Annotated in this window: 25 protein-coding genes; 6 read left to right on the top strand and 19 right to left on the bottom strand. The window is 64.3% G+C overall.

Annotated elements, in window-relative coordinates; translation table 11 throughout:
- Nucleotides 1–46: 46 nt before the first annotated feature.
- Nucleotides 47–274, bottom strand: a complete 228-nt coding sequence (locus ACCQ15_RS11315; RefSeq protein WP_008573245.1) for a hypothetical protein — start codon at nt 272–274, stop codon at nt 47–49.
- A gap of 192 nt (nt 275–466) precedes the next feature.
- Between ACCQ15_RS11315 and ACCQ15_RS11320 the strand changes: the two genes are divergently transcribed.
- A complete protein-coding gene (locus ACCQ15_RS11320; RefSeq protein ID WP_372380579.1) occupies nt 467–1,678 on the top strand; it encodes an NAD(P)/FAD-dependent oxidoreductase in 1,212 nt (403 codons plus the stop codon).
- Here ACCQ15_RS11320 and ACCQ15_RS11325 read toward each other — a convergent pair.
- The 5 genes from ACCQ15_RS11325 to ACCQ15_RS11345 all read right to left on the bottom strand — a co-directional run bounded on the left by ACCQ15_RS11325 (nt 1,636) and on the right by ACCQ15_RS11345 (nt 5,454).
- A complete protein-coding gene (locus tag ACCQ15_RS11325) occupies nt 1,636–2,112 on the bottom strand; it encodes a hypothetical protein (RefSeq protein WP_033478715.1) in 477 nt (158 codons plus the stop codon). The genes ACCQ15_RS11320 and ACCQ15_RS11325 overlap by 43 nt on opposite strands.
- 8 nt (nt 2,113–2,120) lie before the next feature.
- Nucleotides 2,121–2,318, bottom strand: a complete 198-nt coding sequence (locus tag ACCQ15_RS11330; RefSeq protein WP_011347425.1) for a PspC domain-containing protein — start codon at nt 2,316–2,318, stop codon at nt 2,121–2,123.
- 116 nt (nt 2,319–2,434) lie between these two features.
- Entirely contained in the window at nt 2,435–3,511 is a 1,077-nt protein-coding gene (locus ACCQ15_RS11335) for a class III poly(R)-hydroxyalkanoic acid synthase subunit PhaC (RefSeq protein ID WP_011347424.1), read from the bottom strand.
- Complete coding sequence (phaE, locus tag ACCQ15_RS11340) at nt 3,508–4,737, bottom strand: class III poly(R)-hydroxyalkanoic acid synthase subunit PhaE (RefSeq protein ID WP_014090227.1); 1,230 nt, start codon at nt 4,735–4,737, stop codon at nt 3,508–3,510. Before phaE ends, ACCQ15_RS11335 begins: the two co-directional genes overlap by 4 nt.
- A gap of 54 nt (nt 4,738–4,791) precedes the next feature.
- A complete protein-coding gene (locus ACCQ15_RS11345; RefSeq protein WP_011347422.1) occupies nt 4,792–5,454 on the bottom strand; it encodes a CDP-alcohol phosphatidyltransferase family protein in 663 nt (220 codons plus the stop codon).
- Nucleotides 5,455–5,538: 84 nt separating this feature from the next.
- On the opposite strand from ACCQ15_RS11345, the gene ACCQ15_RS11350 reads away from it, so the two are divergent.
- Complete coding sequence (locus ACCQ15_RS11350) at nt 5,539–6,297, top strand: 3-hydroxybutyrate dehydrogenase (protein WP_372380580.1); 759 nt, start codon at nt 5,539–5,541, stop codon at nt 6,295–6,297.
- 359 nt (nt 6,298–6,656) lie between these two features.
- Here ACCQ15_RS11350 and ACCQ15_RS11355 read toward each other — a convergent pair whose 3' ends face one another.
- The 3 genes from ACCQ15_RS11355 to ppsR form a co-directional block, all read right to left on the bottom strand.
- The gene (locus ACCQ15_RS11355; RefSeq protein ID WP_008573201.1) at nt 6,657–7,145 is read right to left on the bottom strand and encodes an NUDIX hydrolase; all 489 of its coding nucleotides are present in this window, start codon (nt 7,143–7,145) and stop codon (nt 6,657–6,659) included.
- A 70-nt stretch (nt 7,146–7,215) separates the two neighbouring features.
- Entirely contained in the window at nt 7,216–7,725 is a 510-nt protein-coding gene (locus ACCQ15_RS11360; RefSeq protein WP_008573198.1) for a DUF1249 domain-containing protein, read from the bottom strand.
- Nucleotides 7,726–7,913: 188 nt separating this feature from the next.
- On the bottom strand, nt 7,914–8,735 hold the full coding sequence (gene ppsR / locus ACCQ15_RS11365; RefSeq protein ID WP_003482830.1) for a posphoenolpyruvate synthetase regulatory kinase/phosphorylase PpsR: 822 nt from the start codon (nt 8,733–8,735) through the stop codon (nt 7,914–7,916).
- A 142-nt stretch (nt 8,736–8,877) separates the two neighbouring features.
- Between ppsR and ppsA the strand changes: the two genes are divergently transcribed.
- Together ppsA and ACCQ15_RS11375 are read left to right on the top strand one after the other, a co-directional pair.
- On the top strand, nt 8,878–11,256 hold the full coding sequence (ppsA, locus tag ACCQ15_RS11370) for a phosphoenolpyruvate synthase (RefSeq protein ID WP_372380581.1): 2,379 nt from the start codon (nt 8,878–8,880) through the stop codon (nt 11,254–11,256).
- A complete protein-coding gene (locus tag ACCQ15_RS11375) occupies nt 11,256–12,248 on the top strand; it encodes a mechanosensitive ion channel family protein (RefSeq protein ID WP_122272906.1) in 993 nt (330 codons plus the stop codon). Before ppsA ends, ACCQ15_RS11375 begins: the two co-directional genes overlap by 1 nt.
- Before the next feature lie 220 nt (nt 12,249–12,468).
- Here ACCQ15_RS11375 and orn read toward each other — a convergent pair whose 3' ends face one another.
- The 3 genes from orn to mntR all read right to left on the bottom strand — a co-directional run bounded on the left by orn (nt 12,469) and on the right by mntR (nt 14,104).
- The gene (gene orn, locus ACCQ15_RS11380; protein ID WP_008577153.1) at nt 12,469–13,053 is read right to left on the bottom strand and encodes an oligoribonuclease; all 585 of its coding nucleotides are present in this window, start codon (nt 13,051–13,053) and stop codon (nt 12,469–12,471) included.
- Between the two features lie 71 nt (nt 13,054–13,124).
- On the bottom strand, nt 13,125–13,640 hold the full coding sequence (gene tadA / locus ACCQ15_RS11385) for a tRNA adenosine(34) deaminase TadA (protein ID WP_039416737.1): 516 nt from the start codon (nt 13,638–13,640) through the stop codon (nt 13,125–13,127).
- The gene (gene mntR, locus ACCQ15_RS11390; RefSeq protein ID WP_011347418.1) at nt 13,637–14,104 is read right to left on the bottom strand and encodes a manganese-binding transcriptional regulator MntR; all 468 of its coding nucleotides are present in this window, start codon (nt 14,102–14,104) and stop codon (nt 13,637–13,639) included. Before mntR ends, tadA begins: the two co-directional genes overlap by 4 nt.
- Before the next feature lie 141 nt (nt 14,105–14,245).
- On the opposite strand from mntR, the gene ACCQ15_RS11395 reads away from it, so the two are divergent.
- Nucleotides 14,246–15,580, top strand: a complete 1,335-nt coding sequence (locus tag ACCQ15_RS11395; RefSeq protein WP_372380582.1) for an Nramp family divalent metal transporter — start codon at nt 14,246–14,248, stop codon at nt 15,578–15,580.
- Between the two features lie 770 nt (nt 15,581–16,350).
- Nucleotides 16,351–17,175, top strand: coding sequence for an alpha/beta fold hydrolase (locus ACCQ15_RS11400; protein WP_029820848.1), 825 nt, complete (start codon nt 16,351–16,353; stop codon nt 17,173–17,175).
- 279 nt (nt 17,176–17,454) lie between these two features.
- On the opposite strand, the gene ACCQ15_RS11405 is transcribed toward ACCQ15_RS11400, so the two are convergent.
- The 7 genes from ACCQ15_RS11405 to ACCQ15_RS11435 form a co-directional block, all read right to left on the bottom strand.
- On the bottom strand, nt 17,455–17,613 hold the full coding sequence (locus tag ACCQ15_RS11405; RefSeq protein WP_008577142.1) for a XapX domain-containing protein: 159 nt from the start codon (nt 17,611–17,613) through the stop codon (nt 17,455–17,457).
- Complete coding sequence (locus ACCQ15_RS11410; RefSeq protein ID WP_057682197.1) at nt 17,610–17,840, bottom strand: DUF1427 family protein; 231 nt, start codon at nt 17,838–17,840, stop codon at nt 17,610–17,612. Before ACCQ15_RS11410 ends, ACCQ15_RS11405 begins: the two co-directional genes overlap by 4 nt.
- Before the next feature lie 4 nt (nt 17,841–17,844).
- Nucleotides 17,845–19,473 (bottom strand): MFS transporter, encoded by a 1,629-nt coding sequence (locus tag ACCQ15_RS11415; protein ID WP_031422902.1) that lies wholly within the window; start codon nt 19,471–19,473, stop codon nt 17,845–17,847.
- Nucleotides 19,474–19,567: 94 nt separating this feature from the next.
- Complete coding sequence (locus ACCQ15_RS11420) at nt 19,568–21,415, bottom strand: amidohydrolase (RefSeq protein ID WP_071118154.1); 1,848 nt, start codon at nt 21,413–21,415, stop codon at nt 19,568–19,570.
- Between the two features lie 113 nt (nt 21,416–21,528).
- Complete coding sequence (locus tag ACCQ15_RS11425) at nt 21,529–21,963, bottom strand: DoxX family protein (protein ID WP_011347412.1); 435 nt, start codon at nt 21,961–21,963, stop codon at nt 21,529–21,531.
- Nucleotides 21,960–22,616, bottom strand: coding sequence for a hydrolase (locus tag ACCQ15_RS11430; protein ID WP_011347411.1), 657 nt, complete (start codon nt 22,614–22,616; stop codon nt 21,960–21,962). The genes ACCQ15_RS11425 and ACCQ15_RS11430 overlap by 4 nt, the downstream gene beginning before the upstream one ends.
- Nucleotides 22,613–23,035, bottom strand: a complete 423-nt coding sequence (locus ACCQ15_RS11435) for a helix-turn-helix domain-containing protein (protein ID WP_029819527.1) — start codon at nt 23,033–23,035, stop codon at nt 22,613–22,615. The genes ACCQ15_RS11430 and ACCQ15_RS11435 overlap by 4 nt, the downstream gene beginning before the upstream one ends.
- Nucleotides 23,036–23,475 lie beyond the last annotated feature (440 nt).

Genomic DNA, 23,475 nt, shown 5'->3' on the forward strand with positions numbered 1-23,475 from the left:
CACGGAAACCCGTTGACAACGCCGCCGTAAACCTATGCTGCCGCGCTCAGCTGACCTGACGAGCGTAATGGGTGGCGGCACGTTCGACCAGAATGCTTTCGTGCAGCGACTCCAGCGCCATCACGCGGATCTTGCCGACATCCTTCAGCGGCACCATGCGTTCGACATACACCTCAGGGCCAGCATCGGTCATCGCACGCGACTTGCTGAAACCGTAAGGCACCACGCCCTTGTCGCCATCTTTGCTGCCACCGACGTACAGGACAATCGACATACCCACACCCTCTTCTGCTGCTGTTGCTGCGTTGTGGCGGCAGGATAACCAGCACGCCGTGAGGAGCTTTCCACGCACGTTAACGCTGGCTGTTTGCCGTTTGGTGACGGCGGCAAGGCCGGGCTCGCCTCACGGCCGCTTCACCCCGCTTGGCGGTCAATCGCCGTCCATCCGCTCGCTGCTCGACACCGCATGGACCTCAAAAGTGGCTACCCGTTCTGGTCGATCCGCAACGGGTTGATGCGCGCGTACCCGCGTCTGGAGCAAGACACCGTCTGCGAAGTGGCCATCGTCGGTGGTGGGGTGACCGCCGCGCTGATTGCCCACGAATTGGTGCGCCATGGGCACGAAGTCGCGGTGATCGAACAGCGCGACATCGGCTGGGGCAGCACCTCGGCAAGTACCGCATTGCTCCAGTACGAAATCGACACGCCGATGATCGAACTGGCCAGACAGCACGGCATGCAGGCAGCGGCGCTGGCCTATGGGGCGTGCGCGCAGGCCATCCTCGACCTGCAGGGCCTGTGCAATACCTTCGGCGGCACCGACTTCACGCGCCAGGATAGCCTGTACTACGCCAGCCGCTCGCGCGATATCAAAGACCTGCGCAGCGAGCTGGAGACCCGCCAGGCGCACAGATTGCCGGTGGAGTGGATCGAACGCGAGCCGCTCTGGCACAACTACGGCGTGCATTCGGATGGCGCGATTCTGAGCCGCCTGGCCGCCAGCGTGGACCCGTATCGCCTGTGCTACCGCCTGTTTTCCGAGTGCGAGCAATACGGCGCACGCATCTATGACCGCACCTCCATTGCCTCGATCGATCCGCACGACGCGCATGTCGACCTGCGCACCGAAGACGGTGTGAGCGTGCGCGCCCGTCACGTGATCCTGGCAGCCGGCTATGGCAACCAGCGCTGGCTCTCGCAGCCGGTGGCGCGCAATCGCAGCAGCTACGCCTTCGTGACCGACACCCTGCACGACAGCGAAATGGGCGCGCTTAAGCACACCATGATGTGGGAGACCGCGCGCCCGTATCTGTACCTGCGCAGCACACCAGACGGGCGCGTGGTCGCGGGTGGCGAAGACGACAACATCGACATTCCCCCTCGCCGCGACGCACGCGTGCGGGGCAAGCTCAGGACGTTGCTGAAGAAAATTGGCAAGACCATGCCCGATATGCGCCTGCGCCCGGCGTTCGCATGGGCTGGCACCTTCGCAGAAACTGCCGATGGATTGCCGTTCTTCGGGCCGCATGCCGAACTGGGGCCACGTGTATCGTTTGCGATGGCCTATGGCGGCAACGGCATTACCTATAGCGCCATTGGCGCAGGCTTGTTGCGTGCACAACTAGAGGGCACGCCTCATCCGCTGTCCGAATTGTTCGGCTTCGCGCGCCTGGGTTGAATCCCCCACGGCCACCAACCGTGGCCGTGCATCGCATAGGTATCGGCAGCCCGCTCCAGCGGATTGCGCACGTGGATGCCGCCGCACAGAACATACATGGGCAGGAACAGCGGCCCAAGCAGCATGTACTGATAGACATGCGCGCGCTCGTGGTCGCCCAGGCGCACCGGCGGATGCTGGCAACGGCCTGCGGCGTGCGCGTAGGTGCTGCACTGCAGGTCCAGCGATGCACCTTTCAGCAAGATCACGTTGCCCAACGTCATTGCGCCCCCCGGACCCCACGGCCAGGCGTGGAAGACCACGGCATGTTCCCGCGGCGACCAGACGGGACGCGCACCGAAACACCAGCCGGCCGCGCCGATCGCGAGCCCGATCAAGGTATTGGGCAGCGTCCACAACGCGCCCAGCACCTGCAATGCAGGCAGGCCGCGCATTACCGGCTTCAATCGGCCTGGTTGGGGATCAGCAGCCACAGAATCAGATACACCAGGATGCCGGGAAACGCGGCCGAGGCAATCGACACGATGACGAACAACACACGCAGCAGCGTCGAGCTCCAGCCAAAACGACGCGCAATGCCGCCAACGACACCGGCGATCATGCGGTCGTTGAGGGAGCGGGACAACGTGGTGGTAGACATTGGCAGAACTCCTGCAAGACGTAGCCAACAGTCTAGAAAACGCGGCCGCTGCACATCGTGATGGCCGCCCGGCCTGCTTGGCGCAGCGTCACCTGCGCGGCGTGCAGGCAGCCATCTCAGGCATTGCCGCCGCGTTCCTGCAGCCAGCGATGGATTGCCACCGGCACCTCGCGCTGCGCACGCCCGGAGACGTAGATTCCGATGTGCCCGCCACGGAAGCTTAGTTCGCTGTAGTCGTCGCTGCCGACCAGCCCTCCTAGCGCCCGTGAGGCATCCGGCGGCACCAGGTGGTCGTGTTCGGCGTAGATATTCAGCACCGGCATGTCGAGCACCTGCAGATCGACTGCCTGTCCCCCGATGCTCACCTGCCCGGTGACCAACCCGTTGCGCTGATAGAACAACGTGACGAATTCGCGGAAGGCCTCACCGGCCAGGTCGGGCGAATCGAAGATCCACTTTTCCATGCGCAGGAAATCCTCCAGCGCCTGCTTGTCGTCGAGGATGTCGAGCAGGCCCACGTATTTCTGCAGATTCAGCCGGAACGGCTTGAGCATCAGGTAACTGGCGTTCATCAGGTCCGCCGGCACGTTGCCCATCGTGTCCACGAACAGATCCACATCGACCATGCGCGCCCAGTTGGACAGCATGTTGTCGGGAGTATGGAAATCCACCGGTGTCACCATGGTGATCAGGTTGCGCACCTTGTCGCGTTGCAGCGCGGCGTAGCACAACGAAAACGTGCCGCCCTGACAGATGCCGAGCACATCGACCGCCTCCAGCCCGGATTGCGCGCGCAGGTGATCCACCGCGCCATCGATATAGCGCAGCAGATAATCTTCCAGCGTGAGGTAGCGCTCGGAGCGGTCCGGGTAGCCCCAATCCAGCACGTAGACATCCTGGCCGTGACTCAATAGCCCCTTCACCAGCGAGCGATCGGCCTGCAGATCGACCATGTAGGGGCGATTGACCAATGCATAGACAATCAGCAGCGGTGTCTTTGCCACCGGTGCCTGCTCGCCGATGAAGCGGTATAGCACCACCTTGCCATCGCGCCAGATTTCTTCGCGCTCGGTGACGCCATAATCCACATCGTCCACGCCCGGCAGCAACTTGAGCCCTTCGCGCAACTTGCGTTGCATCGACAAGGTTTCCTGCATCAGGTCTTCGGCACTGAATCCCAACGGACCTTTCATGCCTGCGCTCCACGTTTTTTACCTGCAGCGGGTTTACGGTCTGCAGGCTTGGGCGGGGATTTCGCCCCACCGCGCTTCTTGACCGAGGTCGTTTTCGTCGACTTGGAGACCGCTGGCGCCTGTTTCGGAGCCGCCTTTTTCGTCGCGGTCCTGTCGACGGACGCCTTCTTGGATGCACCCGGCTTGACTGCCCGTGCTGCCTCCGCCGGCCGCGCTGCCGCCGCACTGGCGCTGGCGGACGACGCGCGCTTGCCCGCCGCCGATGTCACCGTTTCAGGCTGCGGCGCCGCAGCGGGCTTGCTTGCCGGTGAAGCTGCGTTACGCAGCATCCGCCTGACCAGGCGTTCCAGTTCGGCAATGCGCCGATGCGCGGCGTCCATCTCCGAACGTGTGGGCATGCCGAAGCGTTCGCTGAGTTGCTCGACCTCTTCCTGCAGCGCAGCGCGCAGACGCATGTGCGCATTGGCAAAACCGCCGTACACCTTGCGGAACTGCTCCGACAAGGCGACATCGGCATAGGACTCTTCGGCCGCCTCGATCCACAAATCGAACAGGGCGCGGGCGCTGGTCAGCTGGCTACCGCTGCTCTCGTGCTCGCTCAGCTTGGACGCGAAGCGCGCGAACGCCTGCTCGATCGCCGCCTTGAGTTGCTCGCCATAGGCCTCCGACTGGGCCTGGAACTCCTGCTGTGCGCGTGCCAGTTTCTGCAGGCGCGACTGGTGATTGCGGTTCAATCCGAACGCCGGCATGTCCAGCCAGGGCGCATTTTCCTCGCGCCACTTCTGCAGCGCCTGCGCCGCGTCCTGCAGCCACGGGTCGAACCCGCCCGGGCTGCCGCCGCGCAGCGAACCCAAGGTCCACTGCATCAGCTGTTCGCCCTGCCCTTGTACGGCCTGGCGCCAGGCCTCGGCCACTTCATTGGCCGAGGTGTCGCGCCCGGCAAACTGCGCGGCCACCTGCTGCATGGTCCCGAACCAGTCGCCGGCCTGGGTGCGAAAGCGGTCGATGGCCTCCTGCGCCTGCGGGGCGGCCTGGGTGGGCAGCAACTGCGACCACCAATCCACGGCCTTGCGCCAATCCTGCGGAGCATCGCTACCGGACGCGGGCGGTGGTTGTTGCGCGGCGGCGCCGGCCTGGCCGTGGCGCATGGCATCTCCCCAGGCAGCCCAATACTGGCGCGCCTTGTCGTCGAAGTTGCCGTTGTCCGAACCGCTGCTTGCCATCATCCCGTCCAGTGACCTTTACCCAGCCATCCTACCGCGTGCGTGGCGGTGTGCCGCTCAGGGCTTGGGGATACGCAGCGTCTTGCTGATCATCAGCGAGCCGGACACCGCGAACAGCAGCACCAGCGGATGGAACTGCCACGGCCCCAGCTGCCATTGCCCCCACCACAAGGTGTCGCCGATATGCCCGCTGCTGGCGGCAACGGCGAGCAGGATCACCAATACCAGGCTGGTCGGAATGGGCGTGCCTTCGAAATACGGCACCTTGTCGGCCTCGCCAGCGATCTCTTCGGCGGTGACGTTGTAGCGCGCCAGCCGGCTGACCCCGCAGCAGACGAAGTAGCTCAGCACCAGCCAGTCCCAACCGCCGCGCATGCCGCAGGCGTAGCCCAGCGCCGCCGGCGCCACGCCGAAGGAGATCACGTCTGCCAGCGAATCCAGTTCGCGGCCCAGCGTGGAAGACGCTTTGCGCCAGCGCGCCACATGCCCGTCCAGCGCATCGAACACGAACGCCAGCGGGATCAAGGCCATGCCAAGCAGCAAATCGCCGCGATGCCCCTCTTGCAGGAACCGCATGGCCGCAAACACCGCGCCGGTGCCGCAGAACGCGTTGGCAAGCGTGAACCAGTCCGCGAGTTGGAAATCGCGCAGCATCGAAAAATGGCGTTTCATGCGGAGCCTGAGGTGAGCAAGGCGCAAAGGGTAACGCGCGCGCGCCATGCAGGCGACCGTTTCGCTGCACTCGGCTAGGCTGGCGATCCGCGTGACCGCTCCCGGCCGCGCACCACTTCACGAGGACATCCGATGCGCAGCATCCTGATCACCGGCGCGGGCAGCGGCATTGGCGCCGGTATCGCCAGCCAACTGGCGGCCGATGGTCATCATCTGCTCGTCAGCGATGTGCAGCTGGCGGACGCCGAGCGCACGGCCGAGGCGTTGCGCAAAGCAGGCGGCTCGGCCGAGGCGCTGGCGTTGGACGTGACCGATGCAGACAGCATTGCGCAGGCACTGGCCAACGCATCACGCGCCCCGCAGGTACTGGTGAACAATGCCGGCCTGCAGCATGTGGCCACACTGGAGGAGTTCCCGATGCAGCAGTGGGCGCTGCTGGTGGATGTCATGCTCACCGGCGCCGCACGCCTCAGTCGCGCCGTGCTGCCCAGCATGCGTGCAGCCGGCTATGGCCGCATCCTCAATATCGGCAGCATCCACTCGCTGGTGGCCAGCCCATACAAAAGTGCGTATGTCGCCGCCAAGCATGGCCTGGTCGGCCTGGCCAAGGTCATCGCGCTGGAAACCGCCGATTGCGACATCACCGTCAACACGCTCTGCCCCAGCTATATGCGCACACCGCTGGTGGAGCGGCAGATTGCCGATCAGGCGCGCACCCGCGGCATCGCCGAGGACGCGGTGGTGCGCGATGTGATGCTCAAGCCGATGCCCAAGGGCGCCTTCATCGAGTACGACGAGCTGGCCGGCACGGTGGCGTTTCTGATGTCGCATGCCGCGCGCAACATCACCGGGCAAGCCATCGCCATCGACGGCGGCTGGACGGCCCAATGATCACGCTGGCGAAATTTTGACCAGGCGTCGCGCATGCCAGATGGCGCAAGGGGTGCGCGCACTTGTCCACAGACTTGCGCAGCGTCCATCCACAGGGGGTGTGGAGAACTGGGTGAGGCCTTCCGTTCCTTAGAGAGCCGAAAGGCTCTTCAACGTTCCATGTTCAACTCCGGACGGTTGAGCCTGGCTGGAATTGGTGCTGCGCCGCGAGCCGGCACGGCTCGCCGATCGGATGGGAAGCGCTGCTCCGCTGCCCCGTCGCACGTCGAGGACATCGCCCTACAACAGTCGGGCTCGGTTGGGCAGCTGCCGGAACGGTGTCGGCGTCACGTCCCCATCGCGTTGTGCACGCGCAGCGATCAGATCCGCGAATACGTCCACGACTGCATGCGCCCGTCGCGATACGGCATGACGCCGTGGAACGGGCGCGGGTCGCCATCGAACACCAGCGGCAGGAAATGGCGGTCGCCTTCCCACATTGGCACCTGGTCCATCCGCTCGATCGCGATCCACTCCAGCGTCCCTTCCGGATTGGAGGTGTGGGGCGTGCCGTCGAAGCTGTGGATCAGGAACACGAAGCCCAGCCAATCTTCGCCCTGCTTGCCGAAGCCGGGCCAGCTGATGGTGCCGCGCAGCTGCATCTGCCCGCAGTCGACGCCGGCTTCCTCACGTATCTCGCGGCGCATGCAGGCCAGCACGTCTTCGTCCGGCTCCATCTTGCCGCCCAGGCCGTTGTATTTGCCCAGATGCTGGTCGCCGGGACGGGCATTGCGATGGATCATCAGCACCTGGGTGCCGTCCGGCGACAACAGGTAGCCGAGCGTGGCGACAATCGGGGTATAGGGCATGGCATGCGATCTGACACGAAGCGCATCAGTATGACCGAAGCGGCACGCCGCACGCGGCGGTAACGCCGGCTCAGCCGACGGCGGCCTGCGGATTCGGGCGCGGCGGTGCCACGTGATCGGTATCCAGGCGCAGGGTCGCAACGCCGTGGCCGCGTTCGGCCAGGTACTCCAGCCACTTGCCCAGGAACGTATTCATGCGCATGCGGTGGCTGATCAGCTCGGCCGGCGGCGGGAACATGCCCATCACGTCCTGCCAGCGCCGACCGACATAGCAATGCGTGGTCTCGGCCTGGCGCGCATCGCGGTACAGCCGCACATACGCCGATGGGTCCGGCTCGCCGGTGACCGGGTCGCACAGGTCGTAGGTCAGGCGCAGCTCCACCGTGTAGCGGTGGCATTCGATCACGTCCAGCCGCAGGTTCAGGCCATCGCCAATCGAGGACACGTACGAGCCCGGCGCAAGATCGGCCGGGGCGAACAGCCGGGTCAGATGTTGGAAGTTTTCTGCATACAAGCCCATCAGCCAGCCGAAGCGGCTCAGTTTGGGAATGCGTTCGAGTTTGCTCAGTGCTTGCGCCATGGACCGATCCTACACGCTGCGCCGCCGCACGGGCAGCATTGACGAGGGCCCAACGGCAGGCCTACCTTGGCGGAGCACTGCCCCGCCCGCTTTGCTCCCACAGCCGCCGCCGCAAGCGCACCGGTCGCTCTCCGTCCGATGCGCACGCTCGCAAGACCGGCGTGCCGGCGACCACGCCTGATCCCCGATCAAAACATCTCGCGTTGCAGGCCCAGGGTGGACAACACCTTGCTGGAGATTTCTTCGATCGAGGTATTGGTGGTGCTGAGCGAGGGAATGCGCTCCATCTGGAACATGCGCTCGGCGATCGCGACTTCGCGCCGGCAGGTCTCTGCCGCGCTGTAGCGCGAATTGGCGCGCCGCTCCTGACGAATTTGCTGCAACCGCTCAGGGTCAATGGTCAAACCGAACAACTTGCTGCGGTAGTTACGCAACCGCGGCGGCAACTGCTCGTTTTCCAGATCTTCGTCGGTCAGCGGATAGTTGGCGGCGCGGATGCCGTAATGCAAGGCCAGATAGATGCAGGTCGGGGTCTTGCCAGCGCGCGACACTGCCACCAGGATCACATCGGCCTCGTCGTAATTGAGTGCAATGCCATCGTCGTGACTGAGCGCGAAGTTCATCGCGTTGATGCGGCGGTGATAGGTTTCGAAGTCGACCATGCCATGCGCGCGGCCCACACGCGAATGACGCGGCGCATTGAGCTCGCGCTCCAGCGGCTCGATGAAGGGCGCGAACACATCCAGCATCAGCGCGCCACTTTCGGCCAGGATCATGCTCAATTGTGGATCGACGCACGAATTGACCACGACCGGGCGCACCTGGTACCGCTCGCCTGCGGCGCGCACCCGCATGGCGGCGTCGCGCGCTTTATCTGCATCATCGATGAACGACATGCGGTCGGTGACGAAGTTGAAACCGCTGAACTGCGTGAGCAGGCTATGCCCAATCGTTTCAGCGGTGATACCGGTTCCATCGGAGACGTAAAACACCGGCCGAATTGTTGACATCAAGACCACCTCTTTGAACTGGTGTCCAAAACTTACGGATTCATGCTTGTGCAGGCTCCGCTGTGCACTGCATCATAGCGGCTTCTTCCTACGGTCGCGGCCATTCAGCCCGCTCGGGCGATGGCCTTACGGAGCATCGCGCTTGAACGAGAATATCCTGTGGTTGCATGAGCTACGCCTGGCCGACCTGGCCCGCGTAGGCGGTAAAAATTCCTCACTTGGCGAGATGATCGGCAACCTGGCTGGGTTGGGCGTCTCGGTTCCCGGTGGATATGCGACGACCGCGGAAGCTTTCAAGGACTTCATCGCACACAACGATCTGTCCAAGCGCATCTTTGACAAGCTGGCGACGCTGGATGTCGAAGACGTCAATGCACTCACGCTGGCCGGCAAGGAAATCCGCGGCTGGGTGATCGATGCCCCGCTGCAGCCGGAACTGGACCGCGACATCCGCACCGCCTACGCCCAGTTGTGCGCCGAGAACGGCGGCGGTGAAGTTGCCGTGGCCGTGCGCTCCTCGGCAACCGCCGAAGACCTGCCGGACGCGTCGTTCGCAGGCCAGCAGGAGACCTTCCTCAATGTGACCGGCGCCGACGATGTGGTGCACAAGGTCAAGGAAGTGTTCGCCAGCCTCTACAACGACCGTGCGATCGCCTATCGCGTGCACCACGGCTTCAAGCATGAAGACGTGTTCCTGTCGGCCGGCGTGCAGTTGATGGTGCGCTCGGGCGTGGGCGCGGCAGGCGTCTTGTTTACGCTTGACACCGAATCCGGTTTCCGCGACGTGGTGTTCGTCACCTCCAGCTTCGGCCTGGGCGAAATGGTCGTGCAGGGCGCAGTCAACCCGGACGAGTTCTACGTCTACAAACCCACGCTGACCGCGGGCAAGCCGGCAATCCTGCGCCGCTCGCTCGGCAGCAAGGCCATCCGCATGGTCTATTCGGACGTGCCCGGCGAGCGTGTGCGCACCGAAGACACCCCGGTGGAACTGCGCAACACCTTCTCCATCAGCGACGAAGACGTGAAGGAGCTGTCCAAGCAGGCGTTGGTGATCGAAAAGCATTACGGCCGCCCGATGGATATCGAGTGGGCCAAGGATGGCGTCAGCGGCAAGTTGTTCATTGTGCAGGCGCGTCCGGAGACGGTGAAGTCGCGCAGCCATGCGACCCAGATCGAACGTTTTGCGCTGGAAGCCAAGGACGCCAAGATCCTGGCCGAAGGCCGCGCGGTCGGTGCCAAGATCGGTAGCGGCGTGGCACGCGTGGTGCGTTCGTTGGACGACATGAATCGTGTCCAGGCTGGCGATGTGTTGATCGCCGACATGACCGATCCCGATTGGGAGCCGGTGATGAAGCGCGCCTCGGCCATCGTCACCAACCGCGGCGGCCGTACCTGCCATGCAGCGATCATCGCGCGTGAGCTCGGCGTGCCGGCCGTGGTCGGATCGGGCAATGCCACCGCCGTGATCAAGGACGGCCAGGAAGTTACCGTCAGCTGCGCCGAGGGCGACACCGGCTTTATCTACGAAGGCAAGCTGGCGTTCGAGCGCACCACGACCGATCTGGGCAACATGCCGCCTGCCCCGCTGAAGATCATGATGAACGTCGCCAACCCGGAACGCGCGTTCGACTTCGGCCAGCTGCCCAATGCCGGCATCGGCCTGGCGCGCCTGGAAATGATCATCGCCTCGCACATCGGCGTGCATCCCAACGCTCTGCTGGAATACGACAAGCAGGATGCCGATGTCCGCAAGAAGATCGACGCCAAGATCGCCGGCTATGGCGATCCGGTCAGCTTCTATGTCAACCGCCTGGCCGAAGGCATCGCTACGCTGACCGCATCGGTCGCGCCGAATACCGTGATCGTGCGTTTGTCGGACTTCAAGTCCAACGAGTACGCCAACCTGATCGGCGGTTCGCGTTACGAGCCGCATGAAGAGAACCCGATGATCGGCTTCCGCGGCGCCAGCCGCTACGTCGACCCGTCCTTCACCAAGGCCTTCGCGCTGGAGTGCAAGGCGGTGTTGAAGGTGCGCAACGAGATGGGCCTGGACAACCTCTGGGTGATGATCCCGTTCGTGCGTACGCTGGAAGAAGGCCGCAAGGTGATCGAAGTGCTGGAGCAGAACGGGCTCAAGCAAGGCGAGAACGGTTTGAAGATCATCATGATGTGCGAGCTGCCGTCCAATGCGCTGCTGGCCGACGAGTTCCTGGAGATCTTCGACGGCTTCTCGATCGGCTCCAACGACCTGACCCAGCTCACCCTGGGCCTGGACCGCGATTCTTCGATCGTGGCGCACCTGTTCGATGAGCGGAACCCGGCGGTCAAGAAGCTGCTGTCGATGGCGATCAAGTCGGCGCGCGCCAAGGGCAAATACGTGGGGATCTGCGGCCAGGGGCCGTCCGACCACCCGGAACTGGCCGAGTGGCTGATGCAGGAAGGAATCGAATCGGTGTCGTTGAATCCCGACACCGTGGTCGACACCTGGCTGCGTCTGGCCAAGCTCAAGAGCGAGGGCTGATGAGACTGATGGGTGCGATGTGGGCAGCAGCTGCGGGAGCAGCTGCTGCAAAACCGGTTGCTGCAGCAGGAGCGGCAGCCGCGAAGCCCGCCGCGACCAGCGAGCCGGCATTCAACTGGGCCGCCATTCCGTGGGCGCAGTACGCGGTCAACTGGGGAGTGGCACTGCTGATCGTCGTGGTCGGCATGTGGCTGGCCCGGCAACTCAGCCAGTGGTTGCACCGCGCGCTCACCCGCGCACGCGTCGAGATCACGCTGACCAATTTCCTGCGCAACGTGATGTACGCGTTGTTGCTGGTGCTGGTCTTCGTCAGCGCATTGAGTCAGATCGGTGTGCCACCGACCTCACTGATCGCAGTGCTCGGCGCAGCAGGCCTGGCGGTCGGCCTTGCCCTGAAGGATTCGCTGTCCAACATCGCCGCAGGCGTGATGCTGATCGTGCTGCGGCCGATGCGCGATGGCGACCACGTGTTGATCGCCGGGCAGGAAGGCATCGTCGACGAGATCCGGATCTTCCAGACCCGGATCCGTTCGTTCGACGAACGCATGATCACCCTGCCAAACAGCACGATTACCACCGCCCCCATCGTCAACTACAGCACCCTGCCCAACCGCCGCCTGGAAGTGACGGTCGGCGTGGGCTACCAAGACGATCTGAAGAAGGCGCAGCAGCTGTTGCTGCAGATCGCCAAGGACAACCCGAACATCCTGGAGTCGCCTGCACCATTCGTGCAGGTGACCAACCTGGGCGAGAGTACGGTGGACCTGATGTTGTTCGCGTATGCGACCAACGGCAATTTCGGCGCTGCCAAGAGCACCACACTGGAGCAGATCCGCAACCAGTTGCTGGAAAACGGACTCAACATCCCCTACCCGCAGCGCGACCTGCACGTGTATCACCACGATGCCGATGGCAAGCCGATCTCCGACCTGTTGCTGAAAGGCATCGCAGACGATGGCGACCTGAGCAAGGGGCCTTCGTTGGCGCGCTGACGTACACAATGGCGTGATGGAAAGGCAGAAAAGGCCGCATCGAACGATGCGGCCTTTTTGTTGATGCCTTTCTTGTCGGATGCTTTTGTTGGATGGGTCGCCATCGAGTGGCCTGCACCCCGCGCAGTCGGCTGAGGAGTCGACTGGCGCACGCTTGCGTGCCATTGGAATGGGACACCGGCGACACGCCAACACCCTGCAACAACGCCGTGGCCAACGCTCAGCCCTCCACACCCGCCGCAGCATCGCCACCGAGCGCACCCATGAACTGACGGTAGTGGCGCAACTCGTCGATCGAATCGCGCACATCGCTCAGGGCGGTATGCGCCGAACTCTTGGCAAACCCGTTCGCCACCGAGGGCGCCCAACGTCGCGCGAGTTCCTTGATGGTGGACACGTCCAGATTGCGGTAATGGAAATAGCGTTCCAGGCGCGACATCTGACGGTGCAGGAAGCGGCGATCCTGGCAGATCGAGTTGCCGCACATCGGCGAGGCGCCGGCACGGATCCACTCGCTCAGGAATGCCACCGTCTGCGCTTCAGCCTGCGCGTGGGTCACCTGGCTGTCGAGCACGCGCTGCCACAGACCCGAACGGCGGTGCTGATTGCGGTTCCATTCGTCCATCGCTTCCAGGGTTTCCAGCGGATGCGCAATGGCCAGTTCCGGCCCCTCGGCAAGCACGTTCAACTGCGCATCGGTCACGATGGTGGCGATCTCGATGATGGAATCGCGATCGGTATCCAGGCCGGTCATTTCCAGATCGATCCAGATCAGTCGGTCGTTGCCTGCAAGGTTCTCTGCCATGTCGCCGTCCTGTGGAGGCCGTCGCCGGCCGGATGCTGAAGAGGGCGCGCATCATACCGCGGCCACGTCGCTCAGGGCGCAAGTGGTGGCTTGCCGCGCTTGGCCCTGAAGTAATTGGTCAGCCGCAGGCTCGCCTCGGCCGCAAGCACGCCACCGCACACCTGCACGCGATGATTGTGGCGCGGGTCGGCAAGCAGGTCGAAGACGCTGCCGCAGGCGCCGGTCTTGGGATCGCTGGCGGCGAACACCACGCGCGCGATCCGCGCATGAATCATCGCCATCGCGCACATCGCGCACGGCTCCAGGGTGACGTACAGCGTGCAGCCGATCAGGCGGTGATTGGCCAGGCGGCGCCCGGCTTCGCGCATTGCCACGATTTCGGCATGCGCGCTGGGATCGTGGCTGGCGATATTGAAATTCCAGCCTTCGCCAAGCACGTTGCCTTGCGCATCGACCAGCAGCGCGCCGACCGGGATTTCGTCATAGTCGCGCTCGGCACGCTCGGCCAACTGCAAGGCATGCCGCATCCAGTGCTCATCGATCGCCGCGTGCGGCGTTTCGGTCGGCGCATCAATGGGCACACTCACGTGGCCGCACCGCCCTGGCGGTCCAGGAACGCGGCGAACGCGGCAACCGTGGCTTCGCTGACGTGGTGTTCGATGCCCTCCGCGTCGCGGCGCGCGGTGGCTTCGTCGATGCCAAGCGCAAGCAGGAAGCGCTCCACGATCTGGTGGCGCTGCCGGCTGGAGGCGGCCAGGGCCTCGCCGGCCGGGGTCAGGAACACCCCACGGTAGGGACGCTGCACGACCCACCCATCGCGCACCAGCCGCTTGAGCATCTTGGCCACGGTGGGCTGCGCCACACCCAGGCGCGCCGCGATATCGACCTGACGTGCCTCGCCGCCATCCACCAGCAGATCGGAGATGAGCTCCACGTAGTCTTCGACCAGCTCGGCGCGGCGCGCTTCGCGTACCTGACGGAAGCTCTCCATGTGCACCTGCGCATCGATCAGGACCGGCGCGGCCGCTTCCACCTTTTCGCTCTTGCCCACCCTCGTCCTCGTCATCGTCGCCGGCGTCGATGCCGGGCGCATAGTTTGAAGCACACGGCAGATCAATACGATTCAAATTGCCAATGCTCAACAGCATAGCAACTGCTATATCATGCGTTTAACCCGTTTCGACCCGAGTGCATGTCCGCCAACACCGCCGCCTCAGCGCCATCGCCAGCCACCGCCACCGGCGGCCTGGGCGACCACCAGGCCAGCGTCTCCGTGCCCAAGGGCGGCCATTGGTGGTTCCGCCTGCTGGCCTTCCTGGGACCGGGCTACATGGTGTCGGTGGGCTATATGGACCCGGGCAACTGGGCCACCGATCTGGCCGGCGGCTCGCAGTTCGGCTACCTGCTGCTGTCGGTGATCCTGTTGTCGAACCTGATGGCGATCGTGCTGCAAGGTTTGTCGGCGCGGATGGGCATCGCGACCGGGCTGGATCTGGCGCAGGCCTGTCGCGTGCGCTATCCGCGTGGCGTCAATCTGGCGCTGTGGGGCATTTGCGAGCTGGCCATCATCGCCTGCGATCTGGCCGAGGTCATCGGTACCGCGATTGCGCTGAAGCTGTTGTTCGGGATCCCGCTCACCATGGGCGCGATCATCACCGCGGTGGATGTGGTGCTGGTGTTGCTACTGATGAACCGCGGCTTCCGCGCGCTGGAAGCCTTCGTGATCGCGCTGCTGCTGATCATCTTCGTGTGTTTCGGCATCCAGATCGCGCTGGCCGCACCGCCGGTTGCGGCGATCCTGGGCGGTTTCATTCCGCGTGCGCAGGTGGTCACCGACTCGCAGGCGCTGTATCTGGCGATCGGCATCATCGGGGCGACGGTGATGCCACACAACCTGTATCTGCATTCCTCGATCGTGCAGACGCGCGCGTATCCGCGGACCGATGTCGGCCGGAAATCGGCGCTGCGTTGGGCGGTCACCGACAGCACCGTGGCGTTGATGTTCGCGTTGTTCATCAATGCCTCGATCCTGATCCTGGCTGCGGCGGTGTTCCATGCGCAGGGCCGCACCGACGTGCAGGAGATCGAACAGGCGCATGCGTTGCTGGCGCCGATGCTGGGCGTCGGCCTGGCCTCGACGCTGTTTGCGGTGGCGCTGCTTGCCTCGGGCATCAACTCCACCGTGACCGCAACGTTGGCCGGGCAGATCGTGATGGAAGGTTTCCTGCAATTACGCCTGCCGCCGTGGATACGGCGCTTGCTCACCCGCGGTATCGCCATCGTGCCGGTGGTCATCGTGACCTGGCTGTATGGCGAAGCCGGTACCGCACGGTTGTTGGTACTCAGCCAGGTGGTGTTGTCGATGCAGCTGCCGTTTGCGGTGATTCCGCTGGTGCGCTTCGTGTCCGACCGGCAATTGATGGGCGCGCTGGTAGCGCCAGCGTGGCTGGTACGCATCGCGTGGGTGATCGCGGCGGTGATCGTATGCCTCAATCTGAAGCTGCTGTGGGATACCGCGCTGCATTGAGATGCGGCATCGGCTCGGGTGTTGCACCGGCGTTCGATCAATTGTTTCGCATCGCCCGGACAGCTGGAAGACGACGTCGCGCTTTCTTCCCTTCAATGCGCACCATCGCTGTTGGTGATGCTTGAGAGCTTACCCAGCGTGTCCTGCGATGATGGCTGGACACGCTCTCTGCAGCAGACTCGACTGACTCGAGGTGGCGGTGCCCTCGCCGCTCGCAGGACACGCCGCAAGTACCTCCCATGTAGGCTCGATGTCGGGATCCATGCTGCCAACGGTGAGCACACCGCACCAGACAGGTGCTCGGTGAGGTGATTGAAGAGCGAAACATCACGCTACCGCTTGAGCCCGTCGCCAGCGCTGTGCGCATGTATACGTTTCTTCCATTACGGCCTGCGCATCGCTCGAATCGACCACATTCCGCGCCAGTTCGCGCACTGCGCACGCATGTGCAATCTGCCTCGTGCCCCACGCGCTCTACTTGGCGCATGCACCGGTGTGTCTTTTGCCTGCAGTGGCCTTGCGCTGCGTAGGCATGCCTTGCATGACGCGCCAACGCGCGCATGCGACCGCCGGGCTGCATGCCCTCGCCTGCAGGAGTTCTTATGGATCCGTTCGAGACGTATCCGGCCGATGCCGGGCGCCGCCAATTTCTCATTTCCGGCACGGCAGCCGTGGCAGCGTTATCGCTGCCACATCTCGCCAGCGCTGCCGCGGCCACGCGCATGCCATCCACCTCCTCGCCCCACTCGTCCACTCACGGAGTCAAGCAGATGTCCAATTTCGTCAAACGTCCCGACGGCGCCAACATTTTCTACAAGGACTGGGGCAAGGGCCAACCGGTCGTGTTTTCGCACGGCTGGCCGCTCAGCGCCGATGCCTGGGATGCGCAGATGTTGTTCATGGGCCAGCACGGCTTCCGCGTGATTGCGCATGACCGCCGCAGCCACGGCCGTTCGTCGCAGACCTGGGACGGCAACGATATGGACACCTACGCCGACGATCTGGCCGCGGTGATCGAGGCGCTGGATCTGAAGGACGCGATCCTGGTAGGCCATTCCACCGGCGGCGGCGAAGTGGCGCATTACGTTGGCCGCCATAGCAGCAAGCGCGTGGCCAAGGTGGTACTGGTGGGCGCCGTGCCGCCGCAGATGGTCAAGAGCCCGACCAATCCGGGCGGCCTGCCGATGAGCGTGTTCGACGGCATTCGTGACGGTGTGGCCAAGGATCGTTCGCAGTTTTATCAGGACCTGACCACGCCGTTCTTCGGCGCCAACCGCGATGGCCACAAGGTCACCCAGGGCATGCGCGATGCGTTCTGGCTGCAGGGCATGTTGGGTGGGCATAAGGGTCAGTACGACTGCATCAGGGAATTTTCCGAAGTCGATTACACGCCCGACCTGAAGAAGATCGATGTGCCGGCGCTGGTGGTCCATGGCGACGACGATCAGATCGTGCCGATCGATGCGTCCGGCAAGATGTCGGCCAAGATCATCAAGAATGCAGAATTGAAGATCTATGCCGGCGCGCCGCACGGCCTGACCGTGACCCATGCGGACCAGTTCAACAAGGATCTGCTGGCGTTCGCAAAAGCCTGATCGAAGTTGGATGGATCGGCGAAAGGCCGGCTCGACAGAGCCGGCCTTTTTTGATCTGGCGCTAGTGATCGCGCAAGCACAGCTCACGCCCGGACAGGCGCTGCGCTAGGACCTACACCTTGCCAGTGTTCCCGATTCGCACACCGGCCAGGTCTGCCTGACGGTGAGAGTCGTTGCTGTTCGCTGCGCTTCTCAGGCTCAATCGAGATCTTGGTTGGCTGAGGGCATCATGCGCTCGCCGCTCTAGGGCACGCCGCATGCTCCCGACACCGTGGCGCTTCAGCGCAGCAACCAGTCGGCCAGCAGGAACCCCACGCTCATCGCCACGACGAGCAATGCACCGGTCAGACGTGGCGGAGCGGGCAACGGCAAGTCGAGCAACCGGCAGCCGATGCCGATCGCCAATGCGAGCAGGACCCCGAGCACTGCCAGGCTCATGCATCGCCCTGCCGGCCAACGCGGCCGCTGGGTCCGCCACAATGCTCTAGATTCTTCGCCGCGCGCCGGGCCAGAAAGCGGTCGGCCAGTGCATAGCCGCACGTCATTGCCAGCACCAGCAGCGCACCGACGAAGGCCGTCGGTGCAGGCGATGGAATGCCAGCCACACGGCAGCCGAAGCCGATTGCCACACCCAGCGCGACACCGCTGATGAACTTCCAATTCATGGCATCAGATATCCGAGTGCGCGTGCGGCGGCAGCGCAGCACCGCCGCCACCGACGAAGTGGCGCACCACCGGCGCGCGCTCGCCGTGATGCAGGGCGCGGATCTGTTCCTGCAATTGGCGGTCGTCGCCGGTGACGCGTTCGTGCTGCCGCAGATGCTCCAGCCATGAGGCGACGATGAAGTATTCCAATTGCACACCCGGCGTTGCAGCGTCTTCGGCAATGCCCCAGACCACGGCGCCGTCGCGGCGGCGCGCGTTGCCCAGTTGCGTCATCAACTGCAAGAACGCGACGCGTGCCTCGGCAGCGATACGGTATTCCACCGTGACCAGCACCGGGCCGCGGTCGTGCTCGACGCGATCGGTTTGCGCAGGTGCAGGCCAATGTCCGCCGGGGGCGAGGTCCAGCTGTTCGGTTCCGGCAATCCGCGCGCGTTTGACCAATAGCGCGGCGATCACTGCACCGGCAGCGGCGATCTGCAGTGCTGTCGCAATCGACGTGCGTTGCGCCAACGCACCCCATAACAGCGAGCCGCTGGCCATGCCTGCGGAAAACACCACGATGTACAGCGACAATGCACGCGCACGCACCCACGCAGGGACGGCGGTCTGTGCGGCGATCTGCAACGACGACAGCACCGTGATCCAGGCCAGACCGTTCACCACCATCACCACGCACAACACGCCAATCAGCCGCGCCAACGCCAACCCCAGCAGCGATGCGGCGCACACCAGGGTGGCAACGAACACCAGCAGATCGCGGTCGTAGCGCGCACGCAGGCGCGGCAACAGCAAGGCGCCGCTGATTGCGCCCATGCCAATGCAGCCCAGCAAAATGCCGTAGCTGCCAGCGCCCAGCTGCATATCGCGGCGGACCACCAGCGGCAGCAGCGCCGTCAACGCGCTGGCGAACACGAAAAAACCGGCAGCCTTGATCAGCACCGCCTGCAGGCGACCGGCGCGCGCGGCGTAGCGCAACCCTGCGCGCAGGCCTGCGCCAAAGCTCTCCGGCGGCAGCGCCGAGGCACGCACATCGCGGCGCCACCGCCACAGCACGTACAGCATCATCCCAAAGGTCAGCCCGTTGAGCAGGAAGGCCCACGGCGGGCCGAATTGCGCCACGATCAGCCCACCCACGGCCGGGCCGATCGATCGCGCGATGTTCATGCCGATCGAATTGAGCGCCACCGCCGAAGCCAGCATCGGGCGCGGCACCAGTTCCGACACGATCGCTGCCTGCGCCGGCATCGCCATTGCTGCGCCCACGCCCATTGCAAAGGTGAGCGCCACCAAGACCCACGGCGTCAGCAACTGCAGATGCGCCAATAACGCGAGCATACCGGCCACCAGCAGCATCCAGGCCTGGGTCAACAGCAGGTAGCGACGACGGTCGACGATGTCGGCCAGCGTGCCGGCGACCAGTGCCAATAGCACCACCGGCAAGGTGGTGGCCGACTGCACCGCCGCCACCATCAATGGCGAGCCGGTCTGTTCGGCCATCACCCAGGACGCGGCGACATCATTGATCCAGGTACCGACGTTGCTGCCCAGGATCGCCAGCCACAAGGCACGGAAGACCGGCTCACGCAGCGGCGCCCAGGCACCACCTTCGGCAGGTGCGGCAGAAACAGTCATCGCGGCAAGGCTCCAGGCAATGGGACGAAACAGACAACGCACAGGTGTGCCGCGCGCAACGCACAGGCACGCAGATGTGCTGGCGATACCGCCATCAGAACGCGAAGCACGCGCATCCCAAGGCGCCCCAGAAACTACGTAGATCATCGGTGGGGACCGCATGTTGCCCGGCGTGCGCGTGCGCGCCGTGGGCACGACACGCGTGGCCGTGTGCATGCGTGTGCGTTGCAGCGGACAGCCCGCTTACCGCGCCTCCAACCTGATAGCCGCCGAACCGATTCACCGGCGACCAGTCCGGCATGGCAGGCGGCAGCGTGGGAGCGAGCGCGGCAAAGTCGCCATCGCCATGCACAACACGCCCGCCCAGCACGGTCAGCACGCTGGTGATGTCGGCGATGGCCGCATCGTCGATGCGGAAGTAATCGTCAGACAACACGATGAAGTCGGCCAACTGCCCTACCGCCAAGGTGCCCTTGCGGGTCTCGTCGCCGGAAAACCAGGCGCTGCCCTGCGTCCACAAGCGCAACGCCTGTTCGCGATCGAGCAGATTGTCCTCGCCATACAGGGCCAGACCGCCCACCGTGCGGCCGGTGACCAGCCACGACAGCGCCACCCACGGGTTGTAGCTGGCCACGCGCGTGGCATCGGTGCCTGCGCCGACCGGAATTCCCGCTGCGAGCATGCGTCGCACTGGCGGCGTCTGTTTTGCAGCCTGCACACCGTAGCGCTGCACGAACGCCTCGCCCTGGTAGGCCATACGATGCTGCACGGCGATGCCGCCGTTCAAGGCGCGGATGCGGTCGATATTGCGCGGGGTAATCGTTTCGGCATGGTCGATGAACCAATGCAGGCCGTCGAACGGGATGTCGGCGTTGACCTTTTCATAGACATCGAGAATGCGCGCGATGCTTTGGTCGTATGTCGCATGGATACGAAATGGCCAGCGCTTTTCCACCAATAGCCGCACCACCTGCTCCAGCTCGGGCTCCAGCGCCGCCGGCAGCTCTGGGCGCGGCTCGCTGAATTGTTCGAAGTCTGCCGCGGAAAACACCAGCATCTCGCCGGCGCCGTTGTGACGCAGCAGGTCATCGCCCTTGCGCACCGGCAGTAAGTCGGTCCAGCCGCGGAAGTCCTCGACCTCCCTGCCCTTGTTCTGGGTGAACAGGTTATAGGCAATGCGCACGCTCAGTTGGCCGGCTGCGTGCAGCTGTTCGATGACCTGGTAATCCTCCGGATAATTCTGGAAACCACCACCGGCGTCGATCACCGAGGTGATCCCGAGCCGGTTGAGCTCGCGCATGAAATGGCGAGTGGAATTGGCCTGGTATTCCAGCGGCAGACGCGGGCCTTTGGCCAGACTTGCGTAAAGGATCAACGCGTTGGGCTTGGCCAGCAGCAACCCCGTGGGGTTGCCCAACTTGTCGCGCTCGATGCGCCCGCCCGGCGGATCCGGCGTGGTCTTGTCGTAGCCGCAGGCTCGCAGCGCGGCACGATTGAGCAAGGCACGGTCGTACAGATGCAACAGAAACACCGGCGTGTCCGGCGCGATGGCGTTGATCTCCTCGAGCGTGGGCAGGCGCTTTTCAGCGAACTGATGCGCAGTGAAACCGCCAACCACGCGCACCCACTGCGGCGCTGGCGTGCGATCGACCTGCACCTTCAGCATGGCCATGGCGTCGGCCAGCGAGCGCACGCCATCCCAGCGCAGCTCCAGGTTGTAGTTCAGACCACCACGGATCAGATGGGTGTGGCTGTCGTTGAGGCCGGGCAGCAACCGCCGCCGCTGCGCATCGATGGTGCGCATGCCCTGCGCCAAGGCCATGATCTGCGCATCGTCGCCGACTGCCACGATGCGTCCATCGGCAACGGCGATGGCAGTGGCACTGGGCTGGCGCGGATCGAGCGTGGTAATGCGCGCATTGCGAACGACGAGATCGACCATGGGAGACTTCCCTGACGCAGACGAGGCAGCCGGCAATGCACCCAACGCAAGACCGGCTGCGGCGCCCTGCATCCACAAGCGTCGACCGGCATCGTGATTGCCCGCAGTGGGGCTCATGCCGCGCGCCTACGCAGACGATCCAGCGACCAGTCGCCACCACCGACTGCAGCCAGTGACAGCAAGACGACCATCCACATCAGCGGATACTCCATGCCGCCGTGCATCCAGAACCATCCGTTGGGAATGGCAACCAGCACGGTGGTTGCGATGAACAGCGCTGCCAATGCGGCGCTGGCACGCGTCCACATTCCCAGCAAGACCGCCAGCCCGGAGAGGGTCTGCATCAGGGCCAGCAGCAGCGGTAACGGTGCAGCGGATGGAAGGCCGAACTGCTGCAACTCGGCGGCGAACCCGGTCAGGCCCGGTCCACCGAACCAGCCCAGCAACTTGCCCAGCCCATGCGGCAGCAGGAAGCCGCCGCCGGCGATGCGCAGCATCAGCAACGCTGACGAAAGTCCGGCGGTGCCACGTGGTGCCGATAGGTTCAATGCCCGCCTTCCTGCGCACCGAACATGCTCTTGGCGTACTGGATGCCGATCCCGTAGCCGCCAGCATGCGCGCGTGCAATGCCGGTGGTCAGCGCATAGGTGTCGCTACGTGCCCAGTCGCGCTGCAATTCCAGCAGGTACTGCACACTGGTCATGGGCGCAGCGCCGGCCTGCACCATGCGCATAACGGCACGTTCGTGCGCCTCGTCGCTCACGTCGCCGCAAGCATCGGTGATGACGTACACCTCGAACCCTTGGTCGATCGCCGACAGTGTCGGGCCCACGATGCACACGCTGGTCCACAGACCGGCGATCACCAGACGCTGCTTGCCGAGTGCGTTGATGCGATCGATCACGCCCTGGTCTTCCCAGGCGTTCATGCTGGTGCGATCCAATACCGGCTCATCCGGAAAGATGTCCGGCAACTCCGGGAACAACGGGCCGGAGAACGATTTTTCTGCGACGGTGGTCAGGATCACCGGCACCTTGAAGCCTTTGGCGCCCTTTGCAATCAAGGACACATTGTTGCGCAGCGCCGAAATGTCGATGGTGTGCGTGGCGAACGCCATCTGCGATTGATGGTCGATCAGAATCAGGGTGTGATCGCCAGGCGATAGCAAGGATGTGCCGGGCACGGCAATTGCAGTGGTCATGCGGGTTGCTCCATGGAAAGTGACACCGATTCATCGCCGCGCCGCTGCGATGAGGGCATGTGTGCAGCCCCGCATGTCTCCATCGCCGTCTGCGCGGCGAAACGCGCCGGCGTGCACCCGGTGGCGTTGCGAAAGCTGCGAACGAAGTGGCTTTGATCGAAGAAGCACAGATCGGTGGCGATCTGGCTGATGGTGTGGCGGCCTTCGCGCAACATCGCCTGGGCACGTTCGAGCCGACGATGACGCAGGTATTCCATTGGACTGGCGCCGACCGCATCGCGAAATACGCGGGCGAAATGGAAGCGGCTCAGACAGGCAGCTTGCGCGAGATGCGCCACGCTGACAGGTTCGTACAGATGCGTGTCGATGTACTGCATTGCGCGCGCAACAGCGCGCACACGCGGCGCCTGCGTTTGCATGCGTCCTGCAGCACGCGTCTCGGGGCAAGCGATGGCAGTCAGAGGTGCCACGGGGCGTCTCCGGGGGGAATGACCGCATGGTGCCGGGGACAGCCTCGTTGCCCTACCCCTGATGGTGAGGCGAATCTTTCCCTCTTTCGGGGGAGCGCTTGCACGTCTTCGCCACGGGCAGCGGCCTGGATGCAATGCGCGTTCGATCGAGCGCGGCGTCATGCCCCGGTGCAGTGCCAGTGCGATCCAGAGAGCGCAGACGCATCGCCACACATCGCGCTGATCAGACGGCGCGCGGTTGTTCAATATCGCGATCAACATGCAACAGCGCGTCGCGGCGACCGCCAAGCAACCGCAACCGCAACGCGGTGCAGTGAGGCTGCAGCATGCCGAGGCGTTGCGCGCCGCCCTACGGTTCGCGCATCACGCGCGCGGCCTGAGTCAGTCGC

Source organism: Xanthomonas sp. NCPPB 1754, assembly GCF_041475725.2.
Lineage (GTDB): Bacteria > Pseudomonadota > Gammaproteobacteria > Xanthomonadales > Xanthomonadaceae > Xanthomonas > Xanthomonas euvesicatoria.

Coding starts and splice junctions, on each gene's coding strand:
- ACCQ15_RS11420 (WP_071118154.1), bottom strand. CDS start 21,415: ATGGTCGATCTCGTCGTTCGCAATGCGCGCATTACCACGCTCGATCCG.
- ACCQ15_RS11405 (WP_008577142.1), bottom strand. CDS start 17,613: ATGAGCCTGGCAGTGCTCGGGGTCCTGCTCGCATTGGCGATCGGCATC.
- ACCQ15_RS11350 (WP_372380580.1), top strand. CDS start 5,539: ATGCGCAGCATCCTGATCACCGGCGCGGGCAGCGGCATTGGCGCCGGT.
- ACCQ15_RS11415 (WP_031422902.1), bottom strand. CDS start 19,473: ATGACTGTTTCTGCCGCACCTGCCGAAGGTGGTGCCTGGGCGCCGCTG.
- ACCQ15_RS11345 (WP_011347422.1), bottom strand. CDS start 5,454: ATGGCGCGCGCGCGTTACCCTTTGCGCCTTGCTCACCTCAGGCTCCGC.
- ACCQ15_RS11435 (WP_029819527.1), bottom strand. CDS start 23,035: ATGCAAACGCAGGCGCCGCGTGTGCGCGCTGTTGCGCGCGCAATGCAG.
- ACCQ15_RS11410 (WP_057682197.1), bottom strand. CDS start 17,840: ATGAATTGGAAGTTCATCAGCGGTGTCGCGCTGGGTGTGGCAATCGGC.
- ACCQ15_RS11375 (WP_122272906.1), top strand. CDS start 11,256: ATGAGACTGATGGGTGCGATGTGGGCAGCAGCTGCGGGAGCAGCTGCT.
- ppsR (WP_003482830.1), bottom strand. CDS start 8,735: ATGTCAACAATTCGGCCGGTGTTTTACGTCTCCGATGGAACCGGTATC.
- ACCQ15_RS11355 (WP_008573201.1), bottom strand. CDS start 7,145: ATGCCCTATACCCCGATTGTCGCCACGCTCGGCTACCTGTTGTCGCCG.
- ACCQ15_RS11335 (WP_011347424.1), bottom strand. CDS start 3,511: ATGAAAGGTCCGTTGGGATTCAGTGCCGAAGACCTGATGCAGGAAACC.
- ACCQ15_RS11325 (WP_033478715.1), bottom strand. CDS start 2,112: ATGCGCGGCCTGCCTGCATTGCAGGTGCTGGGCGCGTTGTGGACGCTG.
- ACCQ15_RS11315 (WP_008573245.1), bottom strand. CDS start 274: ATGTCGATTGTCCTGTACGTCGGTGGCAGCAAAGATGGCGACAAGGGC.
- ACCQ15_RS11400 (WP_029820848.1), top strand. CDS start 16,351: ATGTCCAATTTCGTCAAACGTCCCGACGGCGCCAACATTTTCTACAAG.
- phaE (WP_014090227.1), bottom strand. CDS start 4,737: ATGATGGCAAGCAGCGGTTCGGACAACGGCAACTTCGACGACAAGGCG.
- orn (WP_008577153.1), bottom strand. CDS start 13,053: ATGGCAGAGAACCTTGCAGGCAACGACCGACTGATCTGGATCGATCTG.
- ACCQ15_RS11430 (WP_011347411.1), bottom strand. CDS start 22,616: ATGACCACTGCAATTGCCGTGCCCGGCACATCCTTGCTATCGCCTGGC.
- ACCQ15_RS11360 (WP_008573198.1), bottom strand. CDS start 7,725: ATGGCGCAAGCACTGAGCAAACTCGAACGCATTCCCAAACTGAGCCGC.
- ACCQ15_RS11395 (WP_372380582.1), top strand. CDS start 14,246: ATGTCCGCCAACACCGCCGCCTCAGCGCCATCGCCAGCCACCGCCACC.
- ACCQ15_RS11330 (WP_011347425.1), bottom strand. CDS start 2,318: ATGTCTACCACCACGTTGTCCCGCTCCCTCAACGACCGCATGATCGCC.
- ACCQ15_RS11320 (WP_372380579.1), top strand. CDS start 467: ATGGACCTCAAAAGTGGCTACCCGTTCTGGTCGATCCGCAACGGGTTG.